This is a genomic window from Allobosea sp. GW821-FHT12C12 (genome assembly GCF_058807355.1).
Genome location: NZ_JBXAQP010000018.1, coordinates 1 through 23,905, shown reverse-complemented (window position 1 = coordinate 23,905; position 23,905 = coordinate 1). Strand labels below are relative to the sequence as shown.

Here is a 23,905-nt window from a genome sequence, read left to right as displayed (position 1 = left end):
GCCTTTTTCATCTCCCGGAGCCCTCATGTCTGAGAACAATGTCGAACTGGTCGAACTCTCGGCCATGGTCGTGGCGGCCTATGTCGGCCACAACAATGTCACCCGCGCCGACCTGCCGTCGCTGATCGAGAACGTCCATGCCGCGCTGGTCGGCCTCCGCAACGAACCGGCGGCCGCGCCCGCCGCCCCGCTGGTGCCGGCGGTCTCGATCAAGAAGTCGATCACGCCGGACTATCTGATCTGCCTCGAGGACGGGCTGAAGTTCAAATCGCTGAAGCGCCACCTCAACACCAAGTTCGGGCTCTCGGCCGACCAGTACCGCGCCAAATGGGGCCTGCCCTCCGATTATCCGATGGTCGCGCCGGCCTATGCCGAGCGCCGCTCCGCCATGGCGAAGTCGATCGGGCTCGGCCGCAAGCCCGCCGTTTCCGTCAGCGAGGCCGCCGCTCCCGCGCCCAGGGGCAAGCGCGGGCCCAAGCCCAAGACGGCCGCCTGACAAGATGTCTGTTTGAAAGGGCCGAGGCTGTTGCCGTCGGCAGCCTGACGACCGCCAAACAGGGCCGCCGCGCCGACAGGCGCGGCGGCCCTTTCGATTCCGGCCAAGGTTCCCGGAACAGCGCGACGCCAGCGCCGTTGTCCCCGCAATCACCCATGGGAGGACATCATGGCGACATCACCCAGGAAAGCGGGACAGCCCGAGGCGCTGGCGACATTCGCCGCGACCGCGCGCAATGCCGGCCGCAAGCCGAAGGAGATCGGGCTCGAGGCGACGCCCGAGACAAAGCCCGTCGCGACCTCGCCCAAGGCCAAGCAGGCCGCGGCGACCAAGGTTCTCCAGGAAGGCGTGACCGGCAGGAAGCGCGGCGCCGCCGAGGCGATCGACGCCCTGCCCGACCGTGCCGGCAAGAAACCGGCGGCCGGAAAGGCTCCGCGCTAGCCGGATGACCCGCTGGCCAGCCGCCGCGCCGCGCCCTAGCTTGGGGCCATGACCGCCTCGCTCTTCTGGTTTCGCGACGACCTCAGGCTCGCCGACAATCCCGCCTTGGCCTCGGCGCTGGCCCATGGGCCGACGCTCTGCCTCTACATTCTCGACGAGGGCGGGGATCGCCGGCCGCTCGGCGGCGCGGCGCGCTGGTGGCTGTCGCGCTCGCTGGCCGCGCTCGCGGCGGAGATCGAAAAGAAAGGCGGCGAGTTCGTGCTGATGCGCGGCGATCCCGCCAAGCTCATCCCCGAGATCGTCGAGGCGGCGAAGATCGACCATGTGACCTGGAACCGGCGCTACGAGGCGGCGACGATCGCGCTCGACAAGGGCCTGAAGGAGACATTGGGCGCCGCCGGCGTCACGGTCGGGAGCTTCAACGCCGCGCTGCTGAACGAGCCCTGGCAGGTCAAGGGCAAGTCCGGTGACTGGATGAAGGTGTTCACGCCCTATTGGCGCGCGGCGCGCGCGCGCGGCGAGCCGACGCCGCCACAACCCGCGCCGAAAAAGATCGACGCGCCGCCCTTGCCGAAAGCGCTGGCCAGGCAGGCGCTGACGCTGGCCGATCTCGACCTCGAGCCGACCAAGCCCGACTGGGCCGGCGGCATGCGGGCCGAATGGACGCCGGGCGAGGCCGGCGCGCGCGCGCGGCTGGACGATTTCCTCGGCGCCACCTTGCAGGGCTACGCCGAAGGCCGCAACCGGCCCGACCATCTCTCGACCTCGAAGCTCTCGCCGCATCTGCGCTTCGGCGAGATCGGCCCGCGCCAGATCTGGCACGCGACGCAAGCCGCGGTCGCCAGCGGCGAGGCCGCCGGCAGCGAGAGCGACGCGGAGAAATTCCTGTCCGAGGTCGGCTGGCGCGAGTTCTCCTATCACCTGCTGTTCCATAATCCCGATCTCGCGACGCGGAACTACAACCGTCGCTTCGACGACTTTCCCTGGAAGGCGAACGCGAAGGCGCTGAAGGCCTGGCGGCGCGGCCTGACCGGCTATCCTGTCGTCGACGCCGGCCTGCGCGAGCTCTGGACCACCGGCTGGATGCACAACCGCGTCCGCATGATCGTCGCCTCCTTCCTGATCAAGCACCTGCTGCTCGACTGGCGCGAGGGCGAACGCTGGTTCTGGGACACGCTCGTCGACGCGGACCCCGCCAACAATGCCGCGAGCTGGCAATGGGTCGCGGGCTCCGGCGCGGACGCCGCGCCCTATTACCGCATCTTCAACCCCGTCACCCAGGGCGAAAAATTCGATCCGAAGGGCGATTACGTCCGGCGCTGGTGCCCGGAACTCGCCAGACTTGACGATGCGCTGATCCACCAGCCTTCGGCCGCCTCGGCCGCCGAGCTGCGCGATGCCGGAATCGTGTTGGGCGAGACCTACCCGAAACCGCTGATCGGGCTCGACGTGGGGCGTCAAAGGGCGCTCGAAGCGCTGGCGACGTTGAAACCAGTTTGATTTTCTCGACGTAGTAGATCGAGAGACAAACTGCTGAGGACCTCGCCCCAGATGCGCATCGCCGTCATCGGCTCCGGCATCGCCGGAAACGCCGCAGCCTGGGCCCTGGCCACCGGCTCGCCGCACGAGATCGTCCTCTACGAGAAGGACGACCGGCTCGGCGGCCACTCGGCGACGGTCGAGATCGACCATGGCGGGACGCGCATTCCGGTCGATACCGGCTTCATCGTCTACAACGAACTGAACTACCCGAACCTGACGGCGCTGTTCGCGCATCTCGGCGTGCCGACCCGAAGCTCCGACATGGGCTTCGCCGTCTCGGCCGACGGCGGACGGCGCGAATGGGCCGGGCGCGGCGAGGGCATGATCGACGGCCTGTTCGCGAGGCGGCGCAACATCGTCTCGTTCTCGCACTACAGGATGATCGCGGAGATGTTCCGCTTCAACAGGGCGGCCAGCGCCGACCACCACGCCAACCGGCTCGGCGGCGTGACGATCGGCGAATATCTGGCGGCCGGCCGTTATTCGTCGACCTTCCGCGACGACTATCTCGCGCCGATGGGCGCGGCGATCTGGTCGATGCCGCGGTCGAAACTGCTCGGCTTCCCGGCGGCGAGCTTCATCGCCTTCTTCGAGAACCACCGCCTGCTGCACTGGGACCGGCCGAGCTGGCGCACCGTGACCGGCGGCTCCCGCGTCTATGTCGGGATGCTGACCGCGCCGTTCCGCGACCGCATCCGGCTCGGCTGCGCGGTGACCGCGATCAGCCGCGATGCCGGCGGCGTTGATGTGACGGACGCGAGCGGGACCGAACGCTTCGACCAGGTCGTGATCGCGGCCCATTCCGACCAGGCGCTCGCCATGCTCGCCAATGCCTCGGCCGAGGAGCGCGGCGTGCTCGGCGATATCGGCTATCGCCCCAACGACGTCTGGCTGCACCGCGACGAGAGCCTGATGCCGCGCCGCAAGGCGGCCTGGGCCGCCTGGAACGTGCTGGCCGGCGACGATCCGCAAGCCGAGCTGACGCTGACCTACTGGATGAACGCGCTGCAGGGCATCGACAAGGCCAAGCCCGTATTCGTCACGCTGAACCCGCCGGCGCCGCCGAAACCGGACCTCACCTTCGGGCGCTACACTTACAGCCACCCGCAATACGACCGGGCCGCGATCGCGGCTCAAGGCAGGCTCGCCGGCATCCAGGGCCGCGACCGGATCTGGTTCGCCGGCGCGTGGGCGGGCCATGGCTTCCACGAGGACGGGCTGAAGGCGGGGCTGAACGCGGCCGAGGCGCTCGGCGCGACGATCCCCTGGCGCAGCCCGGCCGCACCGCTGGCGGAGGCCGCCGAATGACGCAGGCTCGCGACATCGCGGCCCGGTTTCCGGCCCCGGCGAGCGCCGTCTCGCTCGTGCCGGGAACGGTGATGCATGCGCGCATGAAGCCGAAGGCCCATCGCTTCAGCTACCGCGTCTTCAACCTGCTGATCGACCTCGACCGCCTGGCCGAGGCAGGGCGCGCCAGCCGGCTCTTCCGCGTCGGGCCGGGTTTCGCGCTCGCCTCCTTCCGCGAGAGCGACCATGGCGACGGCAAGACGTCGCTGCGCGCCTATGTCGAGCGGCTGCTCCAGCCGACGGGCGTCGACATCGCCGGCGGACGCGTGCTGCTGCTGTGCTATCCGCGCATCCTCGGCTTCGTCTTCAATCCGATCTCGGTCTACCACTGCTACGATGCGCGGGGCGCGCTCGCGGCCGTGATCTACGAGGTCCGCAACACCTTCGGCGAGATGCACTCCTATGTCGCGCCGGTGCTGCCGGGCGAACTGAGCGAGGCCGGCCTGCGGCAGGAGCGCGACAAGCTGTTTTACGTCTCGCCCTTCCTCGACATGGCGCTGCGCTACCATTTCCGGCTGCTGCCGCCGACCGACGAGGTGCGGTTGCGCATTCTGGAAACAGACGCCGACGGCCCGATCCTCGCCGCGACCTTCACCGGCGCGCGGCGGGACCTGACCGGCGCGGCGCTTCTCGGACTATGCGCCGCGATTCCCTTCATGACGCTCAAGGTCGTGGCCGGCATCCATTGGGAGGCGCTGAAACTCTGGCTCAAGGGCGTGCGCATCGTCGCGCGACCCGCCCCGCCCGCCCCCGTCAGCTACGTCGCCCCGCCTCCGCAACCACCCGCCGCCTGGACGCAACACAGGCCCTTGACCGCTGTCGACAGCAGATGAGAGCCGCCATGAACGCGATGATCGCCGACCCCGCCGAAACCGGACCGGCCGCCCTGCTGGTCACCACGGCCAACGTCGCCGAGGTCTCGAAGGGCCTGTCCTTCGCCACGCGCCAGGCGCTGAAGCTCGCGGCGCGGCTGACGCGCGGCGCGCTGACGGTGACGCTGCCGGACGGGCGCAACCTGCTGTTCCAGGGCAGCGAACCCGGCCCGCATGCGCAGATCGAGGTCCATGATTTCCGCTTCGCCTCGCGACTCTCGGGCGGCGGCGATCTCGGCATCGCGGAAGCCTATCTGCGTCGCGAATGGGACACGCCCGACCTCGCCAGGTTCCTCGAACTGTTCGCGGCGAACTATCCGGTGATCCAGACCCTGCTCGCCGGCAAGCCGCTGGTCCGGCTCTGGCAGATGTTCCGGCATTTCCGCCGCCGCAACACCCGGTCGCAGGCGCGCAGGAACATCCACGCCCATTACGACCTCGGGAACAGCTTCTACGGCGCCTGGCTCGACCGGACGATGACCTATTCCTCGGCGATCTTCTCGCCCGGCTGCACCGATCTCGAAGCCGGCCAGACCCGAAAATACAAGGCGCTTGCCGAGCAGACCGGGATCAGGGCCGGCGACCATGTGCTGGAGATCGGCTGCGGCTGGGGCGGCTTCGCCGAATACGCCGCGCGCGAGATCGGCTGCAGGGTCACCGGCCTGACGATAAGCCGGGAGCAGTTCGACTTCGCCCAGAAGCGCATCGCGGATGCCGGCCTCTCCGACCGCGTCACCTTCAAGCTGCAGGACTATCGCGACGAGACCGGCACCTATGACCGGATCGCCTCGATCGAGATGTTCGAGGCCGTCGGCGAGGCGTTCTGGCCGGCCTATTTCGAGCAGTTGCACGACCGGCTCAGGCCCGGCGGCACCGCCGGCCTCCAGGTCATCACCATCCGGGACGAGAGCTTCAAGGTCTACCGCAGCGAGCTCGACTTCATCCGCGCCTACATCTTCCCCGGCGGCATGCTGCCGACGCCCTCGATCATGAAGGGGCTCGGCGCGAAATTCGGAGTGCCGCTGACGCATGAGCGCATCTTCGGGCTCGACTACGCCAACACGCTGGCGAGCTGGCGCGACAGCTTCCGCGCCGCCTGGCCGCAACTGATCCCGATGGGTTTCGACGAGCGCTTCCGCCGAATGTGGGAATACTACCTCGCCTATTGCGAGGCCGGCTTCCGCACCGGCAACATCGACGTCCGCCAGATGGTCTTCGCGAAGGCCTCGTGACGGAGACGACCATCGCGCCGAAGGCGGAGCCGGCGGAGCAGCGCTGGCCGGTGCTGCTGGCCTATGCGCTGCCGGCGCTGCCGCTGGCGGCGCTGAGCCTGCCCTTTTACGTGATGGTGCCGGAGTTCTACGCCCGCGACATCGGCCTGCCGATCGCGATCGTCGGCTATAGCCTTCTGCTGGTGCGCCTGCTCGACGCGGCCAGCGACCCGCTCGCCGGCTGGCTCGCCGACCGCTGGCGCCCCGGCTTCGGTCGCCGCCGGCTCTGGGTCGCGGCCTCCGCGCCGCTGGTCGCGCTCTCGGCCTGGTTCGTGCTCGCGCCGCCTGCCGACGCCACGGCGGCCTATCTCCTGCTCTGGGCCAGCCTGCTCTCCCTCGCCTGGACGGCGGCGCAGGTGCCCTATCAGGCCTGGGGAGCGGAACTCTCGCGCTCCTATGCCGGGCGCACCCGCGTCGCGGCCTTTCGCGAAAGCGCCACCGTCATCGGCACGCTGCTGGCGCTGGTCGTGCCTGCGTTGATCCAGAGCCGCGGCGGCGACGCGCGCGCCGGCCTGCTGGCGCTGGCCGCGCTGATCGGCCTGTCGCTGCCGGTGCTCGCGCTGATCGCGGTGTGGCGCACGCCCGAGCCGGTCGAGCGCTCGCGCGCGGCGCTGCTCTGGCGCGAGGGGCTCGACGGCATCCTGGCCAACCGACCGTTCCGGCGGCTGCTCGCGGCCTTCTTCATCAACAGCTTCGCCAACGGCCTGCCGGCGACGCTGTTCCTGTTCTTCGTCGCCGAGCGGCTCGGCAATCGCGACGCGGCCGGGCCGCTTTTGGTGCTGTACTTCCTCTGCGGGGTGCTCGGCGTGCCGTTCTGGCTCTGGCTCGCCGGACGAACCTCGAAGCACCGCGCCTGGGCCTGGGGCATGCTGCTCGCGGTCGCCTGCTTCGCTGGCGCGACCGTCCTGCGCGAGGGCGACGTCCTCGTCTTCGGCATCGTCTGCGTGCTGACGGGACTGGCGCTCGGCGCCGACGTCGTGCTGCCGGCCTCGATCCAGGCCGACGTCATCGACATCGACACGGCGCGGACCGGCTCGGAACGCGCCGGGCTCTATCTCGGCCTCTGGGCGCTGGCGACCAAGCTCGCCTTCGCGGGTGCGGTCGGCCTCGCCTTTCCGCTGCTCGGCTTGGCCGGCTTCGACCCGGCGGCGGGCGCGAAGACGGCGGCCGGGCTGATGATGCTCGGCCTGCTTTATGCCGGCCTGCCCTGCCTGCTCAAGCTCGGCGCGATCGCGCTGGTCTGGAATTTCCCGCTCGACCGCGCGGCGATGGGCGAAGTCGCGGCGAAGATCGCAACCCGACGGACCTGAGCGGCACAGGCCTCGGTGCGGCGGCGCAAAACGTCACGGCCAACATCGGGGAGCGTGAGCGTGGCGGCCACAAGCACCGGCGGCGAGGCCGGGCATGTGCTGCCGGAGGCCGCTCAATCCTTCCGCTTGTCCCAGCCGGTCGCCTTGGCCACCAGCCAGAAATAGGCAGGATAAGGCAACAGGTTCACCGCCTTGACGATGAAGGACAATCGGCGCGGGAAGGTGATCTCGAAACCGCCGCGTTCGAAGCCGTCGACCGTGCGGCGCGCCGCTTCGTCCGTCTTCATCAGGAACGGCATCGGAAAGTCGTTCTTGCGCGTCAGCGGCGTGTCGATGAAGCCCGGATTGACCACCTGCAGCCGGATGCCGAGCCTGTCGCAGTCGAACTTCAGCGCCTGGCAGAGATGGATCGCGGCGGCCTTGGAAGCGCCATAGGCCGCGGCCCTGGGCAGGCCGCCATAGCCGGCGGTCGAGGCGTTGACGGCGATCTGGCCGCGCTTGCGTTCCGTCATCCGCTCCAGCACGGCGGCCATGCCGCGCGCGACGCCGAGCGTGTTGACGGCGAAGGCCTTCTCGAAGGCTTCGACATCGAGCGAGCCCGCACGCGTATAGGGCGCGATTCCGGCGTTGAGAAAGGCGAGCGCGATCGGCCCGTGCACGCTCTCGATGCCGTCGACGACCTGCCGCATCGAGGCGGTGTCGGTCACGTCGCCGGCATGGGCGACGATGCGGCCTGACAAACCCTCGGCGCGTCTGGCGATCTCCTCCAGTTGCTCGAGCCGGCGCGCGGTGATCGCCACCGTCCAGCCGCGCCGCGCCAGTTCCAGCGCCACCGCCTCGCCGATGCCGGAACTCGCGCCCGTGATCCAGGCGACGCCGTCCTGCGGCTGCATGCGTGGCGGTGCCATGGGATCTCCGGAAAGCGAGCCGGCGGGATGCGGCCGTTCCAATCTAGGCGCGGCGGCGCAGTGGCGGAAGGCCTTGCTAGATCGCCCTGCGTCCCATCGGATGCAAAGTGACGACCTATCTCCTTGTTTAATCATCGGATTTTTCCGAAAAGCGGATTCCACTTTTCGGTCCGGCGCCCTAGTGGCGGAAGACCCTGCGCAGCAGGCGCATCACCGGGCCGGTCAATTTCAGCGGCGCGTCGGTTACGGCGAAGCAGATGCAGTCCTCGTCCGCATCGGCGACGGGGGTGTGGTCGAGCTCGGCGTCCGCGATGGCGATGTCGCCGCGGCGGTAGTGCCCGAGCGGGTCGGTGAAGCCGCCCTTGAGCAGCAGCGTGACCTCGTCGCCCTCATGGGTGTGCTGCGGCAGCCGCCGCCCGGCCTTGACCCAGTAGAGCACCGCCTCGCCGGCCTCGGTCTCGGCGACGCGGTATTCCCTGATGCCGGGCAGCTTGAGGCGCCAGGCGATGTCCTGCGCGCCGCGGCCGATCAGGCGCTGCAGCGGCGCGGGCAGCACGTCGGCGGCGATCTCTTTCGGCACGGTAGGATTATCCGCCCCGCTGCCGGACAGGATCGCCTCCAGCATGCGCTCGCGGTTCGCGAGCGGCTGCGCGACAGCAGCCGACAGATCGAGCGCGGCCAGATCCTCCAGCGCCGCGACGAAGCCCCGGTTCTCCGGCGACAGCGCGAGATGCGAGCCGACCAGCGCATGCAGCGGCGCGTTCAGGCCGCCACCGGCATAGGCGGCGAGCAGGGCGTCGATCGGGCGCGCTCGCGGTGTCTCGACCCGATGCAGATTCAAGGTGCGTCATCCTCGTCAGCCGGCCATCGCGACGATGGCTTCCGGTCCAGCGAAGGATCTACGCAGTTTCCTTTCGTCTGGATCAAGATCGCGTGAGGCATTCGGACATTCGGTGGAGGCGCGGCCGCCACGCCCGCTCATGGCGCTTCCGCGCGGCCGGTCATGGCGAACCGTCGCCGTTCCGTGCAATCTCCCGGTCGCGCCGGACGACCGCCGGCCTCGAACCGCACGAGACCCCCACCGATGCCGACCGAACTGCTGTTCCGCCAGGATGCCTATCTGCGCGAGGCGATCGCGACCGTCGAGGCCGTGACCGACCGCGGCGCGATCGTGCTCGACAGGACGGTGTTCTACGCGACCGGCGGCGGCCAGCCCGGCGACGCCGGCACGCTCGTCACGACAAACGGCCGCGAGATCGCGATCGGCGTCGCGATCCACGATCCCGACGACAGGAGCCGCGTGCTGCATGTCCCGCTCGAAGGACAGGCGCCGCCGGAAGCCGGCGAGACGGTGACGGCGCGGCTCGACTGGGACCGGCGCCTGAAGCGCATGCGCATCCACACCGCGCTGCATCTGCTCAGCGTCGTGCTGTCCTACCCTGTCACCGGCGGCGCGATCGGCGACGGCGACGGGCGGCTCGATTTCGACATTCCCGAAGGCGGGCTCGACAAGGCCGGGATCGCGGAGGCGCTGAACCGGCTCATCGCCGGCAGGGCCGAGGTGACCGAGCGCTGGATTACCGACGCCGAACTCGACGCCAATCCGGGCCTCGTCAAGACGATGCGGGTCGCGCCGCCGCGCGGCTCGGGCCGGGTCCGGCTGGTGGCGATCGGCGAGATCGATCTCCAGCCCTGCGGCGGCACCCATGTCCGCAACACGGCCGAGATCGGCCTTGTCGCGGTCACCGATATCGAGAAGAAGGGCAAGCAGAACCGGCGCGTCCGCATCGCGCTCGCCTGATCGTCATCATCGGCCGCCGGCAGGGCGGCCGAAACGCCCGAGGAACGCACATGGCCAAGGACAACGTCTTCGTCTCGACCGAATGGCTGGCCGAGCGCCTGAACGCGCCCGATGTCGTGGTCGTCGACGGCTCATGGTATCTGCCGGCGCACGACAAGGACCCTCATGCCGAATATGCCGAGCGCCGGATTCCGGGCGCGGTCCATTTCGACATCGACGCGGTCAAGGACGCGAACTCCAGCCTGCCGCACATGCTGCCCCGGCCGGAGGTGTTCGCGGCGGCTGTCGGGGCGATGGGCGTCGGCGACGGCATGCGCATCGTCGTCTATGACGGCCTGGGCTTGTTCTCCGCGCCGCGCGTGCGCTGGACCTTCAAGACTTTCGGCGCGCGCGACGTCGTCATCCTGGAAGGCGGCTTTCCAAAATGGCGGGCCGAAGGCCGCCCGGTCGAGGAAGGCCCGCCACGCGCCCGGGCGGCGAGAACCTTCACGGCAAGGCTCGACCATTCGGCCGTCGCCGACGCCGACGACGTCGCCAAGGCGCTGGCGGGCGGGACGGTGCAGGTCGTCGATGCGCGCCCGGCCGACCGTTTCCGCGGCGAGGCGCCCGAGCCCCGTCCCGGCGTGCGCTCCGGCCACATCCCCGGCTCGCTCAATCTGCCCTTCCCGGCGATCATGCGGGAGGGCCAGCTCAAGTCGCCCGAGGCGATCGCGGCCGCCTTCAGGGAGGCCGGCGTCGATCTCGACCGGCCGATGATCACGAGCTGCGGCTCCGGCGTCTCGGCCGCGATCCTGTCGGCCGCGCTGGAGACGATCGGCAAGCCGCCGCGCGCGATCTATGACGGCTCCTGGGCCGAATGGGGCACGAGCGACAGGCCGCTGGCGACCGGGCCTGCGAAGAGCGGGTGAGGCAATCTCAATAGCTCGCCCGGCCCCCCGACAGATCGAACACGCCCCCTGTCGAGAACGAGCATTCGTCGCTCGACAGCCACAGCACCAGCCGCGCCACCTCGTCGATCTCGACGAAGCGGCCCATCGGGATGCGGCCAAGGATGTCGGCGCGGCGCTCGCCCGAGATTTCCTTCGCCATCGCCGTCTCGGCGGCGGCCGGCGTCACGGCGGTGACGATGATGCCGTCGCGGGCGCATTCCTTGGCGACGCTCTTGGTCAGCGCGATCAGGCCGGCCTTCGAGGCGGAATAGGCGGCGGCCAGCGCCATGCCCTCCTTGCCCTGGATCGAGGCGATGTTGACGACATGGCCGCGCAAGGGATGCGGCGTCGCACCGGCCGGCCGCGCCTCCTGCCGGCGCATGCGCCCGACGATGGCGCGGGTGACGAGATAGGAGCCGAACAGGTTGACCTGCAGCACGCGCTGGAAATTCTCGGGCGTCGTTTCCCAGACCGGCTTCACCTCGCCGAGCACGCCGGCATTGTTGATCAGGATGTCGACCCGGCCATGCGCCGCGAAGGCGGCTTCGGCGGCGGTATCCACCGCCGCCGCCTCGGTGATGTCGAGCTGGCGCGCCTGCGTCCGCGCGCCGAGTTCGCTCGTCGCTTCCGCCAGCGCGGCAGCATTCGCGTCCCAGAGTTCGACGGTCGCGCCGGCCTCCAGCAGCGCCCGCGCGATGCCGCGCCCGAGCCCGCCGGCTCCGCCGGTGACGATGGCGGCGCGGCCAGACAGATCGTAGCGCGCGCCCATCAGCCGGCGCTCCAGGCGGTCTTGGTCCGGGTGATCTGGTGCCGGTAGAGCCCGAGCGAATAGGGCCCGCGCCCGCCGACCGCGTCGAGATTTCCGGCCGCCAGTCCGGCCTTCGCGAGCGCGACAAAATCGGCCTCGTCGCCCCAGCCTTCCAGCAGCAGGACCCAGCGCGGCACCGCATTGGCGACGCCGCGCGCCTTCTGCTCGGCGGTGGCGACGCCGCTCGCCTCGGCGTCGGCGGTCAGGAGATGCACGCCGGCGACGCCGGGCGTGGCGAGCAGATCCGGGATGGTCCGTCGCAGCAGCGTCGCCTTGTGCGCGGCCGCGTTCCCGTCGGGGACGTCGTAGCGCAGGGTCGCCATCAGCCCGCCCGAGGCCGGCCCGGCGCTGTGGGCGACGCGGCAGATCGAGCGCGCGACCGAGCGGAACGCCTTGACCGCGTCGAGAGTCCAGGGCGTGGGCGCGTCGACGCGGGCCGCATAGTCCTGGCTCTTGAGAACTTCGACGCTCAAGGCTTCGTAAAGATTGAAGAATTCGAGATCGGCCTCGATCGCGGCATAGCGCCGCCCGCGCAGGAAGCCGGGAATGCCGACGCGTTCCGGCATATGCTCCTGCCCGTGCCAGGCATAGAAATTCGCGCGCCCTTCCGGCGCGATGTCGTGCCAGATCGCGACCGCCCCCTCTCCCGATAAGCTCACTGAAATCCTCCCGGCCAGCCTGCGACGGGGCGCGTTGACTCCGCCTCTGAACGCTTCTATATGGAACTCAATTCCGAATTGGAATTCAATTCCAAAAATAAAGCGACAGGGACGAAACGGTGACGATCGCGGCGGTGGAGCGGGCGTTCAAGATGCTGGAGGCGCTGGCGGGCGAGCCCGACGGCGTCGATCTCGGCCTGCTCGCCGAACGGCTCGACCTGCCGGCGAGCGCGACCCATCGTCTCCTCGCGACCCTCACCGAGCGCGGCTTCGTCGCGCAGGACGCGGCGAGCGGCGCCTATGGGCTGACGCTGAAGCTGTCGCAGCTCGCCTTCCGCAATCTCGATCTGCGCGCTTTGCCCGATGCCGGTCAGATCGTGCTCGACGACCTCGCCCGCGCCACGCGCGAATATTGCCGCCTCGCCGTGGTCGAGGACGGGAACCTGGTCTGGATCGCCCGCGCCCAGGGCGCGACGGCGGGCCTGCGCTACGAGCCGCCGATGGGCACGGAGATCGTCCTGCACGCGACCGCGACCGGCAAGGCCTGGCTCGCCTCGCTTCCCGAGGGCGAGGCGCTGCGCATCGTCTGCGCGCGCGGTTTCGACGCGCAGGGCCGCACCGGCCCCAACGCGCTTTCGGATGTCGAGACGCTGCGCGCCAATCTCGCCGAGACCCGCCGGCGCGGCGTCGCGCTCGCCGTCGAGGAAGGCGAGATCGGCACCGTCGCGCTGGCCACGACCTTCCGCTCCGGTCCCGATGCCGGCGCGCCCGTCGCCGGCACGCTCAGCGTCGCCGGCCCCTCGCCGCGCATGAGGGAGGACCGTCGCGACGTCATCGTAGACGCTCTGCGCCGCGCCGCGGACGAGATGGCGTCGATCTGGTCGCTGCGCCGCCGCCAGATCCGCGCGCTCGCGCCGCGGGCCCGAAACGGCCAGACCCATCCCGCGCTTGCAGGAACGCCGGCATGACCGACGACGCCGCCACCGCGACGACGCGGACGCCGGCCGCGCAGGACGCCGGCGCCGGCAAGACCGCGCAATGGGCCTCGGCCATCGCCTGGCCGCTGGCGAGCTTCGCCGTGCTGCTGCTGGCCTGGGAGTGGCTGGTGCCGCTGGCCGGGGTGCCGGAATACATCCTGCCCGTGCCGAGCGCCTTCTTCGAACGTCTCTGGACCGACCGCGCGCTGATCTTCCAGAACACGCTGGTGACGGCCAACGAGATCGTGCTCGGCTTCCTGATGGCGGCGGTGATCTCGATCCCGCTCGGCTACATCATCGTCTCGGTGCGCATCCTGGAGAAGGCGGTCTATCCGGTCATCGTCTTCTTCCAGCTCGTGCCGAAGATCGCGATCGCGCCGCTCTTCGTGGTCTGGTTCGGCTTCGGGCTGTTTCCGAAGGTCCTGCTGACCTTCCTGCTCTGCTTCTTCCCCACGCTGGTCGCCAGCATGACCGGCTTCAGGGCGCTGGACGAGCGCGTGCTCTACCTGACCCGCTCGATGGGCGCGAGCGCCTGGCAGACCTTCCGCCATGTCAGGGTGCCGGCCGCGCTGACCTACATCTTCTCCGGCCTGAAGGTCTCGGCCGTCTTCGCCGCCACAGGGGCGATCGTCGGCGAGTTCGTCGGGGCCAATGCCGGCCTGGGCTACCTGCTGCTGCGCGGCACGAGCTTCCTCGACATGCCGCTGATCTTCGCCTGCCTCGTCGCGCTCAGCGTCGTCGGCATCCTGTTCAGCTACCTCGTCGACGGACTCGAGGTGCTGCTGATGCCGTGGCGGCGCAAGGGCTGAATTTCGCGACCGCGAACCATCGAGCCGGGCTCAACCGGGCGTATCCAGGGAGAATCGAGACCATGAACCGACGCACGCTTCTGACCGCCGCCGCCGTGCTGGCGCTGAGCGCGACCTCAGCCTTCGCACAGGCCGGCGGCAAGCCGATGAAGATCACGCTGAACTTCCTCGCCGCCGCTCCCAATGCCGGCTTCATGATGGCCAAGCAGCTGGGGCTCTACGAGAAGGCCGGCATCGCCCTGACGATCGAGGAGGGCAAGGGCTCGGGCACCACGGCCCAGATGGTCGCCACGGGACAGACCGATATCGGCTTCGCCGACGCTCCGGCCGCGATGCAGCTGCGCACCAAGGGCGCGCCGGTGAAGATCATCGCGCCCGTGCTCCAGACCAACGGCTTCGCCATCATCGCGCTGGAGGACAGCGGCATCGCCTCGCCGAAGGACCTCGTCGGCAAGAAGCTCGCGGTCCAGCCCGGAACGGCGCAGACGACGCTGCTGGAGGCGATCCTCGCCGGCAACCAGATCGACAAGGCCAAGGTCGACGTGATCGCGATCGATCCCGGCGCCTTCGTCGGCGCGCTGCTGGAGAAGAAGGTCGACGCCATTCTGGGCGGCGCCGATTTCCACTCGATCCAGATCCGCGAGCGCGGCTTCAAGGTCCGCGACATCTTCTATCGCGATGTCGGCGTGCCGACCGTCGGCCTGTCGATGATCGCGCGCGACGACAGGATCAAGGCCGACGCCGAGCTCTACAAAAAGTTCGTCGAGGCGAGCCTGCAGGGCTGGGACGCCGCGCGGAAGAACCCCGACGCGGCGGCCGACGCCGTCGTCGCGCAGTTCCCGGCCGTGAAGAAAGCGCAGGTGCTGGCGCAGTTCGAGGTCGTCAACAAGCTGCTCTGCGCGCCGGGCGCGACCGCGCTCGGCAAGGTGCCGGAGAAGAACTGGACCGTCAGCTACGACCTGCTGACGCAATATCTCGGCCTGCCCAAGGACAAGCCGATCACCGACTACTACACCACCGAACTGCTGCCGGCCTCGGCGGCGGCGTGCTCGTAGTCGTCGGGATCGGACATCGGTCGACAAAAGCGCGTCCGTCCCGGGCGACCAAAAAGAGGCCCTGGCTCCATTCCTGAACCGTTCCGGAATGGGCCCCGGGTCTTCGCTTCGCTACGCCCGGGGCGACAGCGTGTTTTCACCAAGGACATGAGCATGCCCTCAGTCGCAGCAGCCATCGCCGGGCGCGGCATCGTCAAGACCTTCGGCGGCTTCACCGCCGTCGACGGCCTGACGCTCGACATCCGGTCGGGCGAGTTCGTCAGCCTGATCGGCCCGTCGGGCTGCGGCAAGAGCACCTTCATGCTGATGGCGGCGGGGCTGATCCCGGTTTCCTCCGGCGAACTCCTGGTCGACGGCAAGGCGCTGACCTCGCCGCTGACCGATATCGGCATCGTCTTTCAGGACCATCTCCTGCTGGAGTTCAGAACGGCGCTGGAGAACGTCATGCTGCAGGCCGAGATCCGCGGCCTGCCGCTCGGACCGGCCAAGACGCGCGCGCTCGAGCTCTTCGGCAAGCTCGGCATAGGCCATGCCGCCGACCGCTATCCGAAGCAGCTCTCGGGCGGCATGCGCCAGCGCGTCTCGATCGCGCGCGCGCTGATCCACGATCCGTCCGTGTTGATGATGGACGAGCCCTTCGGGGCGCTCGACGCGATCACCCGCACGCAGATCCGGCACGACCTCGAAATGCTTTGGCTGGAGACGGGCAAGACCGTGGTCTTCATAACCCATTCGATCGAGGAGGCGATCGGGTTGTCGGACCGTGTACTGGTGATGTCGCCGACGCCCGGCCGCGTCGTCGACGAGATCGCGATCGAACTGCCGCGCCCGCGCCCGGCCCATCTCGGCGACTACCCCAGCTTCAACGCCTATGCGGACCGCATCCACGACGCGTTTAGGCGCTTCGGCGTGATCAAGTACTGACGCGCCGGCCCGCATGCGCATCGCGATCACTGGCGGCGCGGGTTTTCTCGGGCTGGCTTCGGCCATCAGGCTCGCCGGCGACGGCCATGAGGTGCTGGCGCTCGATCGCTTCGCGCCCCCTGCCCGCCCCGACATCGCCTTTCGCGCCTGCGATGTCGCCGAGCAGGACGATGTCGCCTCGGCCTTCGCGGCGTTCCGACCGGACACAGTCATCCATCTTGCCGCCCTGCTGACGCTCGACGCCAAGGCCGACATCGTCGCGGCGACGCGGGTCAACGCGCTCGGCACGGCCCATGTCTTCGCCGCCGCGCAGGCCGGCGGGGCAAGGCGCATCGTCCATGCCAGCTCGGTCGCGGCGCTCGGAGACGCCGACACCTCCGCCGGCGATGCCGCCGTGCCCCGGCCGGCCAGCGTCTACGGCGCGACAAAGGCCTATGGCGAGCATCTCGCGCGGGCCTTCGCCGCCGGTCATCCGGAGCTAGCGCTGATCGGCCTGCGCTTCGGCTCGGTTTACGGCCCCGGCCGGGCGCGCGGCTGGCGCGCCATCCAGACGCTGGTCGAGCAGGCGGCGAGCGGCGCGCCCGAACTCGCCTTCCCCGACTTTCCCGAGCCGATCGACTGGACCTGGATCGGCGATGCGGCCGAGGTGACGGCCCGAGCCGCGACCGCCTCGCTTGCCGGCCGCCACGTCTTCAACGTCGCCGGCGACAAGCGCCTGATGCGCGAGGCGGCGGCGCATCTCGCGACGCGCTTTCCGGGCCTCAGGCTCACGCCACAGCCCGACGTCACCCCGCCATCGGCCTGGAGCTTCGCCAATGACGGGCTGGAGGCGGCGCTGGGCTATGTCCCGCACACCCGGATGGAGGACGGCATCGACGCCATGCTGGCGGCCATGGTGGCGCGCTGAGGCGGGCCGCCCCGCTTTGCGCGCGCTTCCCCGACGCGGCGGCCTCTTATAGCCTTCGCCTCCGACAGGAGCGTCCCATGGCCGACCACGACCACCCCCATCCGCACGACCACGACCACGAGCCGCGCTGGAAGCATGACGGCGTGCGCGTCATCACCGGCGACAAGCTCGATCCCAACACGGCGCAGACGCCGGGCATGTTCCGGCAGGCCGCGATCAACCATGCCCGCGTCGGCGCGCAAAAAATCTGGGCCGGCACGGTCTCGATCCAGCCGGACGCCAAGACCGGCGTGCATCACCATGGCGAGCTGGAAAGCGTGATCTATGTCGTGCGCGGCAAGGCGCGCATGCGCTGGGGCGAGCGGCTCGAATTCGTCGCCGAGGCGGGGCCGGGCGATTTCATCTACGTGCCGCCCTTCGTGCCGCATCAGGAGATCAACGCCAGCCCCGACGAGGCGCTGGAATGCGTACTGGTGCGCTCCGACAACGAGGCGGTGGTGGTCAACATCACCGATGTCGACCCGGTCGAGAAGCCGGAGGCGGTCTATTGGGTCGACCCGATCCACAAGCATCCGTGAGGAAGGATTTGCGAGACTTGCACCTTCTTCGTCATCCCGTCCTCGCCCAAATCCACGAAATCAGCCACAGACAGGGATGACGGCGGAGGCATGACGCGGCGTCCGCTGGCGCCGGCCATGCGTCCGGCAACTGGACGCCGCCGCCGCGCAGGTCTCATATATCGCGACCTCCGCAACACCGAAGAGCCACCATGGACAACCGAAACGACCTCTGGCGCCATGTCGACGCCAGCAAGCAGCGCTTCATCGAGCTCAGCGACCGCGTCTGGGCCATGCCCGAGGTCTGCTACACCGAGGAGCGCTCCTGCGCCGAGCATGTCGCGGAGCTTGAGCACCAGGGCTTCAAGGTCACGAAAGATATCGCCGACATTCCCACCGCCGTGATCGGCGAGGCCGGCGAAGGCGGGCCGGTGATCGCGTTCCTTGGCGAATACGACGCCCTGCCCGGCCTGTCGCAGGAAGCCGGAAAGTCCGAGCATGCGCCGATCGAGGCCGGCGGCCACGGTCATGGCTGCGGCCACAACCTGCTCGGCTCGGCCGCGCTGCTCGCCGCCACCGCGATGAAGGACTGGCTCGCCGAGAACAGGATTCCGGGGCGCGTGCGCTATTACGGCTGCCCGGCCGAGGAAGGCGGGGCCGCGAAGGCGTTCATGGTCCGCGCCGGGGCGTTCGACGACGCCGATGTCGCGATCTCCTGGCACCCCTCGAGCTTCTGGGAGGTGACGCCGCCGCTCTCGCTCGCCAACACGCGGGCCGACTTCATCTTCACCGGCCGCGCGGCCCATGCCGCGGCCTCGCCCGAACTCGGCCGAAGCGCGCTCGACGCGGTCGAGCTGATGAGCGTCGGCGTCAACTACATGCGCGAGCACATGCCGAGCGACGCGCGCGTGCACTACGCCCTGCTCGACACCGGCGGCATCGCGCCCAACGTCGTGCAGGCCCATGCCAGGGTGCGCTACTCGATCCGCGCCCGCGACCTGCCGGGCATGCTCGAACTCGTCCAGCGCGTCAGGAAGATCGCCGAGGGCGCGGCGCTGATGACCGAGACCGCGATGGAGATGAGGATCGTCTCGGCCGTCTCCAACGTCCTCGGCAACGACCCGCTGGAGAAGGCGCTGCAGGGCATCATGGAAGAGCTCGGCCCGCCGCATTTCGACGATGCGGACAAGGCCTTCGCGCAGGATATCCGCAAGACCCTGTCGCCGCAGGAGATCGCCGCCGTCTGGCGCTCGATCGGTCTGCCGGAGACCGACGCGGCGCTCGCTGATTTCACCGTGCCGCTCGATGCGCCCCGCAATCCCGCGATCGGCTCGACCGATGTCGGCGACGTCTCCTGGGCGGTGCCGACCGTGCAGGCGCATGCGCCAACGGTCGCGATCGGCACGCCGTTCCACACCTGGCAGATCGTGGCGCAGGGCAAGCAGCCGGCCGCGCACAAGGCGCTGGTGCAGGTCGCCAAGGCGATGGCGGCGGCGGGCGCGGCGGTGCTCAGCGATCCGGCCCTGATGGCGGCGGCAAAGGCCGACCACAAGGCCAAGCTCGGCAAGGCCGGCTACGTCTCGCCGCTGCCGCCCGAGGTCAGGCCGCCGCTGCGGATGTCGCTCGGCGGCTGACGATGCCGCCTGACGGCCGGGAGGACGATCAGGGCTGGCGCTGTCGTCCGGGCGCCAGCCGCGCATCCATGACGAGGCTGGCCGAATAGATCTCCTGACCGGCCTCGTCGCGGACGGTGACCCGGAAATCCATGTGGTTTCCGTTCGGAAGATGGTCGCGGGCCATGTCCGTCAAGGCGGCCTTGGCCTCGGCGCGCGCCGCCCCCTCGTCCGGGAGTTCGACACCCTCCGTATCGCGTTCCGTCCTGTCGCCCTCATGGGTGTCGAAGTAAAAGCGCGTCATTTTCCGGTAATCCGTCTCGCGCGCTTCTGTTCCCCGAAAATGAAGAAATCGTCGGATTTCGGAGGGGCAGCCTGATCCCGCTCAGGCAAGAACGTGCGGGGGAGCCCTATTTGCGCAGATGCAGATAGGTCGGATCGAACTCGCCGAGTTCGCAGAGCCCCGCCCAGTCGAGCACCTTGAGCCGCCGGCCGCGCAGCTCGACCAGCCGCGCCTGACGCAGCTCGCGCAGCTTCTTGTTGGTGTGGACCGTCGAGAGGCCGAGCGCATCGCCGATCTCGGTCTGCGTCATCGGCAGCTCGCAGACGACGCCGTCGGACAGGCCGACCGCCTCCATCTTGGTGATGAACTCGCAGAGGAAATGCGCCAGCCGGCTCGGCGCCGAGCGGCGGCCGATGCCGACCATCCATTCGCGGAAGATCGCGGCGTCGATCAGCGCCTCGCGCCAGAACGCCTCGGACAGCTTGTAGGAAGCCCGCGTCATGCGCCGGACGGCCTCATGCGGGATGAAGCCGACCAGAGCCGGCGTCAGCGTGCCGAGGCTGTGATCCATCTTCTCGATATGGAGCGAATGGAGATCCGGGATGTCGCCGGGAATATGCAGCGACATGATCTGGCGTTCGCCGCTGTTGACGAGCTTGTAGCGACAGACCAGCCCTTCCAGCACGAGGCAGCACTGCTTCGTGACCTCGCCCTCGCCGACGATGTCGGTATAGGCCTCGAACCGCTTCAGGCTCACCGGCAGGTCCAGGATGGCCTGGCGCTCGTCACCCGACAGTTCGGTGATGCTCTCCAGCTTCTTGAGGAAGGCGGCGAGATGGTCGGTCTTGTTCATCGCGCGGGCCCGAGCCGGCTATGCGCCGCGCGGCGCGGGATGAAACGGGGTCGGGTGCCGGGCGGTCTGATCATGCCGCATGACGTCCAGCTTATTGGTCGTGCGTCAAGCGTCAGCGCAAGCCGTCCTCGCCCTTGATCTGATCCTTGGTCAGCCCGCCGATGCGCGGCAGCGGCCGACCTGAATCGGTGATCGCGATCGCGACCAGGATTTCGCCTGTTCGCGGCGCGTCCGTGACGCGGACCTCGACGGCGTCGAAATGCGAGCGCACGAAGGCCGCGTCCTTGTGGCCGAGCGGCACGTCGATCGGGGTGCCGAGCCCGCCGCGCTTCTTGGCGGACGGAATCAGCGCCGGGCCCTTGCCGAGCGCGGCCCGCACCGGCGCGCCCATCTTGGGATGGAGTATGGCGGCGGCGTGCTCCAGCTCGCCGCCCTCGCCGACGATCGCGGCCTTGCCGAAGCTCTCGGCGCTGTCGGGGCCGATGCCGAGCGCCGTCAGGCAGCGCTTCGTCAGAAGGTCGCCGAGTTCGACGCCGATTTCGGCGAGTTCGGAGAGGTCTTCCTGATAGCGTCCGGCGAAGGGGTTCGCGATCACCGCGACCGCGACGGCGCGGCGCGTCGCCGGGCTGACGGCCTTGCCGGATTCGACAAGAGTTTCATCGACCTGGGTCAGGATCTTGCGGATATTGGCGGACATGGCGGGATGGCTCCAGGCAAGCGGCTTGCGAAACTTTCACCTCATGGCCGGCCTTGTGCCGGCCATCCACGTCTTTCCTCAGCGAGGCGCGTGGTCAAGACGCGGATGCTCGCCACAAGGGCGGGCATGACGGTGAGGATATGGTGAAACGAGCGATCATCGCTGCCCGTCCCAGACGCTGATCTGGTCGGCCCGCAAGCCGCCGACCCGCTCATGGATGCGCGCGCCGGTCGTCATCACCAGCAAGAAGACCAGCTCGTCGGCCCAGGGCGAGCCTGGGATGCCGATCTCGACCGCGCCGAAATGGCTGCGGACGTAACAGGCATTGACATGGGTGACAGGTATGTCGATGCGGGCGCCCGGCCCCGCGACCTTCTTGGTCGAGGGCACGATCGCTTTCGCATTGCCGAGGATCTCGCGCATGGCGTAGCCGCCCGGCACATGCCAGAGCGCGCCGTGCTCCAGTTCGCCGGCCGAGCCGACGATCGCGCCCTTGCCATAGCCTTCGACCGTCTTCGGATCGCCGCCGAGCGCGGTCAGGCAACGCGTCGCCATTTCGAGCCCGGCGGGCTTCAGCGCCTCCATCATCGGCAGGATGTCGGGCTCGTAGCGGCCGGCATAGGGGTTGGTCAGCACGGCGCAGACGGACGCGATGTGCTCGGTGCGGCCGGGCGACGGCCCGAACTCGTGGAAGATCTCCTCGACCGAGGTCTGGACGCGGCGGATCTCGATCAATTCGCTCATGATGGCCTCAATGCCCGAGGATGACGGGCGCGGTGTGCGACGGCGGCGTGTTGCGCGAACGGCCGGTGCGGACGATCCCGTCGATCATCACCATGCCGATGCCTGGAATGTCACCGAGCGAAACGGCGTCGAGCAGATGCTTTCCCGCCGAATGCTGCGGCTTGTCGAGGAAGACGAGATCGGCCGGCTGGCCGACCGCGATGAAGCCGGCGTCGAGTTTTCGCACGCGCGCCGTGTTGCCGGTCGCCATGCAGAAGGCGACTTCCGGCGGCACGCCGCCGAGGCTCGACAGGAAGGCGATCATCCTGAGGATGCCTAGCGGCTGCACGCCCGAGCCCGCCGGCGCATCGGTGCCGAGGATGACCTTGTAGGTCAGGTTGAGCTCGGCCGCGGTCTTCACCGCCTCCAGAGCGGCGCGCTCGTTGCCGTTGTGGACGATCTCGATCGCTCCCCTCGCCTCCTCGCAGAGCCGGCAGATGCCGGAGAAGCGGATCGAGGTGTGGCCGCCGTTGATGTGGCTGACCACGTCGGGCTGGGCCTCCAGCACGATGTCCTCGTCGATCAGGCTGGAGCCGGCGATCGAGGGGCCGCCGGTATGGATGATCGTCTCCAGCCCGTATTTCCGGGCCCAGTCGACATGCTTCTTCGCCTCGGGGCCGGTGTTGACGGTGCCGAGCCCGATCTCGCCGATCATCCTGACGCCGGCGCGCGCCATCTCGGCATAGTCCTCCTCGACCAGGCTGGTCTCGGCGATCGGCGCGCCGGCATGGATCTTCGCCCCCGTCGGACGGAAATTCGCGAAGGTGCGTTGCGCCGTGATGGCGAGCGCCTTGACGCCGACCGGGTCCTTCGGCCGGCCGGGCAGATGCACCTCGCCGGCCGAGACGAAGGTGGTGACGCCCCCGTTCACGCAGGAATCGATCCAGCCCATCTGGCCCTGCCGCGGCGTCCAGTCGCCGAAGACGGGGTGGCAATGGCTGTCGATCAGGCCCGGCGCGACCGGCGACCCTTGCGCGTCGATGACCATGTCGGCCCGCTCGCGATCGAGATCGGCCGCCTTGCCGATGGCGCTGATGCGGCCGTCGATCGCGACGATCGTGTCGGCGTCGAGGACCGGCTGGTTCAGGTCGCCCGACAGCACGAGGCCGAGATTGCGGATGACGAGCTTGCCCTTGGCCGGGCCTGACGCCGCCTCGACTGCCATGTCGGTCTCCGCGCTGGATCGCCGCCGGAGCAAAGCCTGCGGGACAGGCGACGATTGCAGACATAATTGGATTGAACGTGTAATAACAATCATGGACAGGCTGAAGGGCGCTGGCAAGAGGCCAGATGCCCGGCGGGAGACGGCAGTTGGCAATGGGGCGGGACGAGACGGCGACGATCGAGAGCGGCGTGGACGAGCGTCCGCGCCCGGCCGGGCGCGGACGCAAGAGCCCGACTGCCGCCGCCGGGGCCGGCGACTATGTCCTCGACGAGCAGGTCGGCTTCCTGATGCGGCGCGCGCAGCAGCGCCATATCGCGATCTTCCAGCGCATCATGGGCGATGACGGTCCGACGCCGACGCAGTTCGCCGCGATGGCCAGGCTCGCGGCCGGCGAAGAGATTTCGCAGAATCTGCTCGGACGCATGACGGCGATGGACCCCGCCACCATCAAGGGCGTGATCGCGCGGCTGGAGGAGCGCGGGCTGGTCGAGCGCCTGCCCGACCCGGACGACCAGCGCCGGGTGCGGGTGCGGCTCAGCGCCAGGGGCCAGGAGGCGATGCCCGCGCTGCTCGACAAGGCCAAGGCGATCTCGGCCGCGACCCTGGCGCCACTCTCGCGCGAGGAGGCGGAGCGCCTGCTCGGGCTGCTGGCGCGACTCGATTGAGCTGGCCGTGCCTGCAAAATCCGCTTGCGGAAATTCATTTGTATACTAACAATAATCAGGGACGGGCTTGGTTGCGCTTCGGTTGGCGACGGCAGGAAGCGCGGCGACGGATCGGGAAGGCCTGACGGCGATGACGAACGACACCATCATCCAGTGCGACGTCGTGATCGTTGGCGCGGGTCCGTGCGGGTTGTTTGCGGTGTTCGAGCTCGGCCTGCTCGACATCAGGGCCC

General features: G+C 69.2%; 26 protein-coding genes. 17 read left to right on the top strand and 9 right to left on the bottom strand.

Annotated features, from left to right (window positions below; all coding sequences use genetic code 11):
• Positions 1-25 precede the first annotated feature (25 nt).
• From AC1RRW_RS20375 to AC1RRW_RS20345, 7 genes are all read left to right on the top strand, one after another.
• Positions 26-496 carry a Ros/MucR family transcriptional regulator gene (locus AC1RRW_RS20375; protein WP_492903277.1) on the top strand — a complete coding sequence of 157 codons (471 nt, stop codon included), beginning with the start codon at positions 26-28 and terminating at the stop codon, positions 494-496.
• Positions 497-664: 168 nt separating this feature from the next.
• On the top strand, positions 665-937 hold the full coding sequence (locus tag AC1RRW_RS20370) for a hypothetical protein (protein ID WP_492903276.1): 273 nt from the start codon (positions 665-667) through the stop codon (positions 935-937).
• Positions 938-985: 48 nt separating this feature from the next.
• Positions 986-2,437 carry a cryptochrome/photolyase family protein gene (locus AC1RRW_RS20365; RefSeq protein WP_492903274.1) on the top strand — a complete coding sequence of 484 codons (1,452 nt, stop codon included), beginning with the start codon at positions 986-988 and terminating at the stop codon, positions 2,435-2,437.
• A gap of 51 nt (positions 2,438-2,488) precedes the next feature.
• Positions 2,489-3,787 carry an NAD(P)/FAD-dependent oxidoreductase gene (locus tag AC1RRW_RS20360; protein WP_492903272.1) on the top strand — a complete coding sequence of 433 codons (1,299 nt, stop codon included), beginning with the start codon at positions 2,489-2,491 and terminating at the stop codon, positions 3,785-3,787.
• Entirely contained in the window at positions 3,784-4,659 is an 876-nt protein-coding gene (locus AC1RRW_RS20355) for a DUF1365 domain-containing protein (protein ID WP_492903270.1), read from the top strand. Before AC1RRW_RS20360 ends, AC1RRW_RS20355 begins: the two co-directional genes overlap by 4 nt.
• 8 nt (positions 4,660-4,667) lie before the next feature.
• Positions 4,668-5,930: a class I SAM-dependent methyltransferase gene (locus tag AC1RRW_RS20350; protein WP_492903268.1), complete on the top strand. Its 1,263-nt coding sequence runs from the start codon at positions 4,668-4,670 to the stop codon at positions 5,928-5,930.
• Positions 5,927-7,279, top strand: coding sequence for an MFS transporter (locus AC1RRW_RS20345; protein WP_492903267.1), 1,353 nt, complete (start codon positions 5,927-5,929; stop codon positions 7,277-7,279). The genes AC1RRW_RS20350 and AC1RRW_RS20345 overlap by 4 nt, the downstream gene beginning before the upstream one ends.
• Before the next feature lie 113 nt (positions 7,280-7,392).
• Here the strand turns inward: AC1RRW_RS20345 and AC1RRW_RS20340 are convergent, their stop codons facing one another.
• Together AC1RRW_RS20340 and AC1RRW_RS20335 are read right to left on the bottom strand one after the other, a co-directional pair.
• The gene (locus AC1RRW_RS20340) at positions 7,393-8,187 is read right to left on the bottom strand and encodes an SDR family NAD(P)-dependent oxidoreductase (protein ID WP_492903266.1); all 795 of its coding nucleotides are present in this window, start codon (positions 8,185-8,187) and stop codon (positions 7,393-7,395) included.
• 178 nt (positions 8,188-8,365) lie between these two features.
• Positions 8,366-9,028: a ChrR family anti-sigma-E factor gene (locus tag AC1RRW_RS20335; protein WP_492903264.1), complete on the bottom strand. Its 663-nt coding sequence runs from the start codon at positions 9,026-9,028 to the stop codon at positions 8,366-8,368.
• A gap of 243 nt (positions 9,029-9,271) precedes the next feature.
• Here AC1RRW_RS20335 and AC1RRW_RS20330 point away from each other — a divergent pair, with 243 nt between their 5' ends.
• Positions 9,272-9,988 carry an alanyl-tRNA editing protein gene (locus AC1RRW_RS20330; protein ID WP_492903262.1) on the top strand — a complete coding sequence of 239 codons (717 nt, stop codon included), beginning with the start codon at positions 9,272-9,274 and terminating at the stop codon, positions 9,986-9,988.
• 50 nt (positions 9,989-10,038) lie between these two features.
• Positions 10,039-10,896, top strand: coding sequence for a 3-mercaptopyruvate sulfurtransferase (gene sseA, locus AC1RRW_RS20325; protein ID WP_492903260.1), 858 nt, complete (start codon positions 10,039-10,041; stop codon positions 10,894-10,896).
• A gap of 7 nt (positions 10,897-10,903) precedes the next feature.
• Here the strand turns inward: sseA and AC1RRW_RS20320 are convergent, their stop codons facing one another.
• Positions 10,904-11,686, bottom strand: a complete 783-nt coding sequence (locus AC1RRW_RS20320) for an SDR family NAD(P)-dependent oxidoreductase (protein ID WP_492903258.1) — start codon at positions 11,684-11,686, stop codon at positions 10,904-10,906.
• The gene (locus AC1RRW_RS20315) at positions 11,686-12,384 is read right to left on the bottom strand and encodes a hypothetical protein (RefSeq protein WP_492903256.1); all 699 of its coding nucleotides are present in this window, start codon (positions 12,382-12,384) and stop codon (positions 11,686-11,688) included. Before AC1RRW_RS20315 ends, AC1RRW_RS20320 begins: the two co-directional genes overlap by 1 nt.
• 119 nt (positions 12,385-12,503) lie before the next feature.
• Between AC1RRW_RS20315 and AC1RRW_RS20310 the strand changes: the two genes are divergently transcribed.
• The 7 genes from AC1RRW_RS20310 (at position 12,504) to AC1RRW_RS20280 (ending at position 19,247) form a co-directional block, all read left to right on the top strand.
• Positions 12,504-13,352, top strand: coding sequence for an IclR family transcriptional regulator (locus AC1RRW_RS20310; RefSeq protein WP_492903254.1), 849 nt, complete (start codon positions 12,504-12,506; stop codon positions 13,350-13,352).
• On the top strand, positions 13,349-14,170 hold the full coding sequence (locus AC1RRW_RS20305) for an ABC transporter permease (protein WP_492903252.1): 822 nt from the start codon (positions 13,349-13,351) through the stop codon (positions 14,168-14,170). The genes AC1RRW_RS20310 and AC1RRW_RS20305 overlap by 4 nt, the downstream gene beginning before the upstream one ends.
• Before the next feature lie 62 nt (positions 14,171-14,232).
• Positions 14,233-15,225, top strand: a complete 993-nt coding sequence (locus AC1RRW_RS20300) for an ABC transporter substrate-binding protein (protein ID WP_492903250.1) — start codon at positions 14,233-14,235, stop codon at positions 15,223-15,225.
• Between the two features lie 153 nt (positions 15,226-15,378).
• Complete coding sequence (locus AC1RRW_RS20295; protein WP_492903248.1) at positions 15,379-16,149, top strand: ABC transporter ATP-binding protein; 771 nt, start codon at positions 15,379-15,381, stop codon at positions 16,147-16,149.
• Positions 16,150-16,162: 13 nt separating this feature from the next.
• On the top strand, positions 16,163-17,056 hold the full coding sequence (locus tag AC1RRW_RS20290; RefSeq protein WP_492903246.1) for an NAD-dependent epimerase/dehydratase family protein: 894 nt from the start codon (positions 16,163-16,165) through the stop codon (positions 17,054-17,056).
• A 77-nt stretch (positions 17,057-17,133) separates the two neighbouring features.
• Positions 17,134-17,634, top strand: coding sequence for a cupin domain-containing protein (locus tag AC1RRW_RS20285; protein WP_492903244.1), 501 nt, complete (start codon positions 17,134-17,136; stop codon positions 17,632-17,634).
• 191 nt (positions 17,635-17,825) lie between these two features.
• Positions 17,826-19,247 carry an amidohydrolase gene (locus AC1RRW_RS20280; protein ID WP_492903242.1) on the top strand — a complete coding sequence of 474 codons (1,422 nt, stop codon included), beginning with the start codon at positions 17,826-17,828 and terminating at the stop codon, positions 19,245-19,247.
• 28 nt (positions 19,248-19,275) lie between these two features.
• Here the strand turns inward: AC1RRW_RS20280 and AC1RRW_RS20275 are convergent, their stop codons facing one another.
• From AC1RRW_RS20275 to AC1RRW_RS20255, 5 genes are all read right to left on the bottom strand, one after another.
• Positions 19,276-19,530 (bottom strand): DUF6894 family protein, encoded by a 255-nt coding sequence (locus AC1RRW_RS20275; protein ID WP_492903240.1) that lies wholly within the window; start codon positions 19,528-19,530, stop codon positions 19,276-19,278.
• Between the two features lie 106 nt (positions 19,531-19,636).
• Positions 19,637-20,362, bottom strand: coding sequence for a Crp/Fnr family transcriptional regulator (locus AC1RRW_RS20270; protein ID WP_492903238.1), 726 nt, complete (start codon positions 20,360-20,362; stop codon positions 19,637-19,639).
• 112 nt (positions 20,363-20,474) lie between these two features.
• A complete protein-coding gene (locus AC1RRW_RS20265) occupies positions 20,475-21,059 on the bottom strand; it encodes an amino acid synthesis family protein (RefSeq protein ID WP_492903236.1) in 585 nt (194 codons plus the stop codon).
• A 156-nt stretch (positions 21,060-21,215) separates the two neighbouring features.
• Positions 21,216-21,803, bottom strand: a complete 588-nt coding sequence (locus AC1RRW_RS20260; protein ID WP_492903234.1) for an amino acid synthesis family protein — start codon at positions 21,801-21,803, stop codon at positions 21,216-21,218.
• Positions 21,804-21,810: 7 nt separating this feature from the next.
• Positions 21,811-23,007 carry an amidohydrolase family protein gene (locus AC1RRW_RS20255; RefSeq protein ID WP_492903233.1) on the bottom strand — a complete coding sequence of 399 codons (1,197 nt, stop codon included), beginning with the start codon at positions 23,005-23,007 and terminating at the stop codon, positions 21,811-21,813.
• Between the two features lie 152 nt (positions 23,008-23,159).
• Here AC1RRW_RS20255 and AC1RRW_RS20250 point away from each other — a divergent pair, with 152 nt between their 5' ends.
• Positions 23,160-23,672 (top strand): MarR family winged helix-turn-helix transcriptional regulator, encoded by a 513-nt coding sequence (locus tag AC1RRW_RS20250; RefSeq protein ID WP_492903373.1) that lies wholly within the window; start codon positions 23,160-23,162, stop codon positions 23,670-23,672.
• The last annotated feature ends 233 nt before the right edge of the window (positions 23,673-23,905 follow it).

What these genes read in the sequence shown, in the direction of transcription:
- AC1RRW_RS20375 (WP_492903277.1), top strand. Translation starts at nt 26, where the DNA reads ATGTCTGAGAACAATGTCGAACTGGTCGAACTCTCGGCCATGGTCGTG.
- AC1RRW_RS20275 (WP_492903240.1), bottom strand. Translation starts at nt 19,530, where the DNA reads ATGACGCGCTTTTACTTCGACACCCATGAGGGCGACAGGACGGAACGC.
- AC1RRW_RS20260 (WP_492903234.1), bottom strand. Translation starts at nt 21,803, where the DNA reads ATGAGCGAATTGATCGAGATCCGCCGCGTCCAGACCTCGGTCGAGGAG.
- AC1RRW_RS20300 (WP_492903250.1), top strand. Translation starts at nt 14,233, where the DNA reads ATGAACCGACGCACGCTTCTGACCGCCGCCGCCGTGCTGGCGCTGAGC.
- AC1RRW_RS20365 (WP_492903274.1), top strand. Translation starts at nt 986, where the DNA reads ATGACCGCCTCGCTCTTCTGGTTTCGCGACGACCTCAGGCTCGCCGAC.
- AC1RRW_RS20350 (WP_492903268.1), top strand. Translation starts at nt 4,668, where the DNA reads ATGAACGCGATGATCGCCGACCCCGCCGAAACCGGACCGGCCGCCCTG.
- AC1RRW_RS20290 (WP_492903246.1), top strand. Translation starts at nt 16,163, where the DNA reads ATGCGCATCGCGATCACTGGCGGCGCGGGTTTTCTCGGGCTGGCTTCG.
- AC1RRW_RS20280 (WP_492903242.1), top strand. Translation starts at nt 17,826, where the DNA reads ATGGACAACCGAAACGACCTCTGGCGCCATGTCGACGCCAGCAAGCAG.
- AC1RRW_RS20270 (WP_492903238.1), bottom strand. Translation starts at nt 20,362, where the DNA reads ATGAACAAGACCGACCATCTCGCCGCCTTCCTCAAGAAGCTGGAGAGC.
- AC1RRW_RS20320 (WP_492903258.1), bottom strand. Translation starts at nt 11,686, where the DNA reads ATGGGCGCGCGCTACGATCTGTCTGGCCGCGCCGCCATCGTCACCGGC.
- AC1RRW_RS20355 (WP_492903270.1), top strand. Translation starts at nt 3,784, where the DNA reads ATGACGCAGGCTCGCGACATCGCGGCCCGGTTTCCGGCCCCGGCGAGC.
- AC1RRW_RS20370 (WP_492903276.1), top strand. Translation starts at nt 665, where the DNA reads ATGGCGACATCACCCAGGAAAGCGGGACAGCCCGAGGCGCTGGCGACA.
- AC1RRW_RS20265 (WP_492903236.1), bottom strand. Translation starts at nt 21,059, where the DNA reads ATGTCCGCCAATATCCGCAAGATCCTGACCCAGGTCGATGAAACTCTT.
- AC1RRW_RS20250 (WP_492903373.1), top strand. Translation starts at nt 23,160, where the DNA reads ATGGGGCGGGACGAGACGGCGACGATCGAGAGCGGCGTGGACGAGCGT.
- AC1RRW_RS20295 (WP_492903248.1), top strand. Translation starts at nt 15,379, where the DNA reads ATGCCCTCAGTCGCAGCAGCCATCGCCGGGCGCGGCATCGTCAAGACC.
- AC1RRW_RS20360 (WP_492903272.1), top strand. Translation starts at nt 2,489, where the DNA reads ATGCGCATCGCCGTCATCGGCTCCGGCATCGCCGGAAACGCCGCAGCC.
- AC1RRW_RS20305 (WP_492903252.1), top strand. Translation starts at nt 13,349, where the DNA reads ATGACCGACGACGCCGCCACCGCGACGACGCGGACGCCGGCCGCGCAG.
- AC1RRW_RS20285 (WP_492903244.1), top strand. Translation starts at nt 17,134, where the DNA reads ATGGCCGACCACGACCACCCCCATCCGCACGACCACGACCACGAGCCG.
- AC1RRW_RS20330 (WP_492903262.1), top strand. Translation starts at nt 9,272, where the DNA reads ATGCCGACCGAACTGCTGTTCCGCCAGGATGCCTATCTGCGCGAGGCG.
- sseA (WP_492903260.1), top strand. Translation starts at nt 10,039, where the DNA reads ATGGCCAAGGACAACGTCTTCGTCTCGACCGAATGGCTGGCCGAGCGC.
- AC1RRW_RS20255 (WP_492903233.1), bottom strand. Translation starts at nt 23,007, where the DNA reads ATGGCAGTCGAGGCGGCGTCAGGCCCGGCCAAGGGCAAGCTCGTCATC.
- AC1RRW_RS20340 (WP_492903266.1), bottom strand. Translation starts at nt 8,187, where the DNA reads ATGGCACCGCCACGCATGCAGCCGCAGGACGGCGTCGCCTGGATCACG.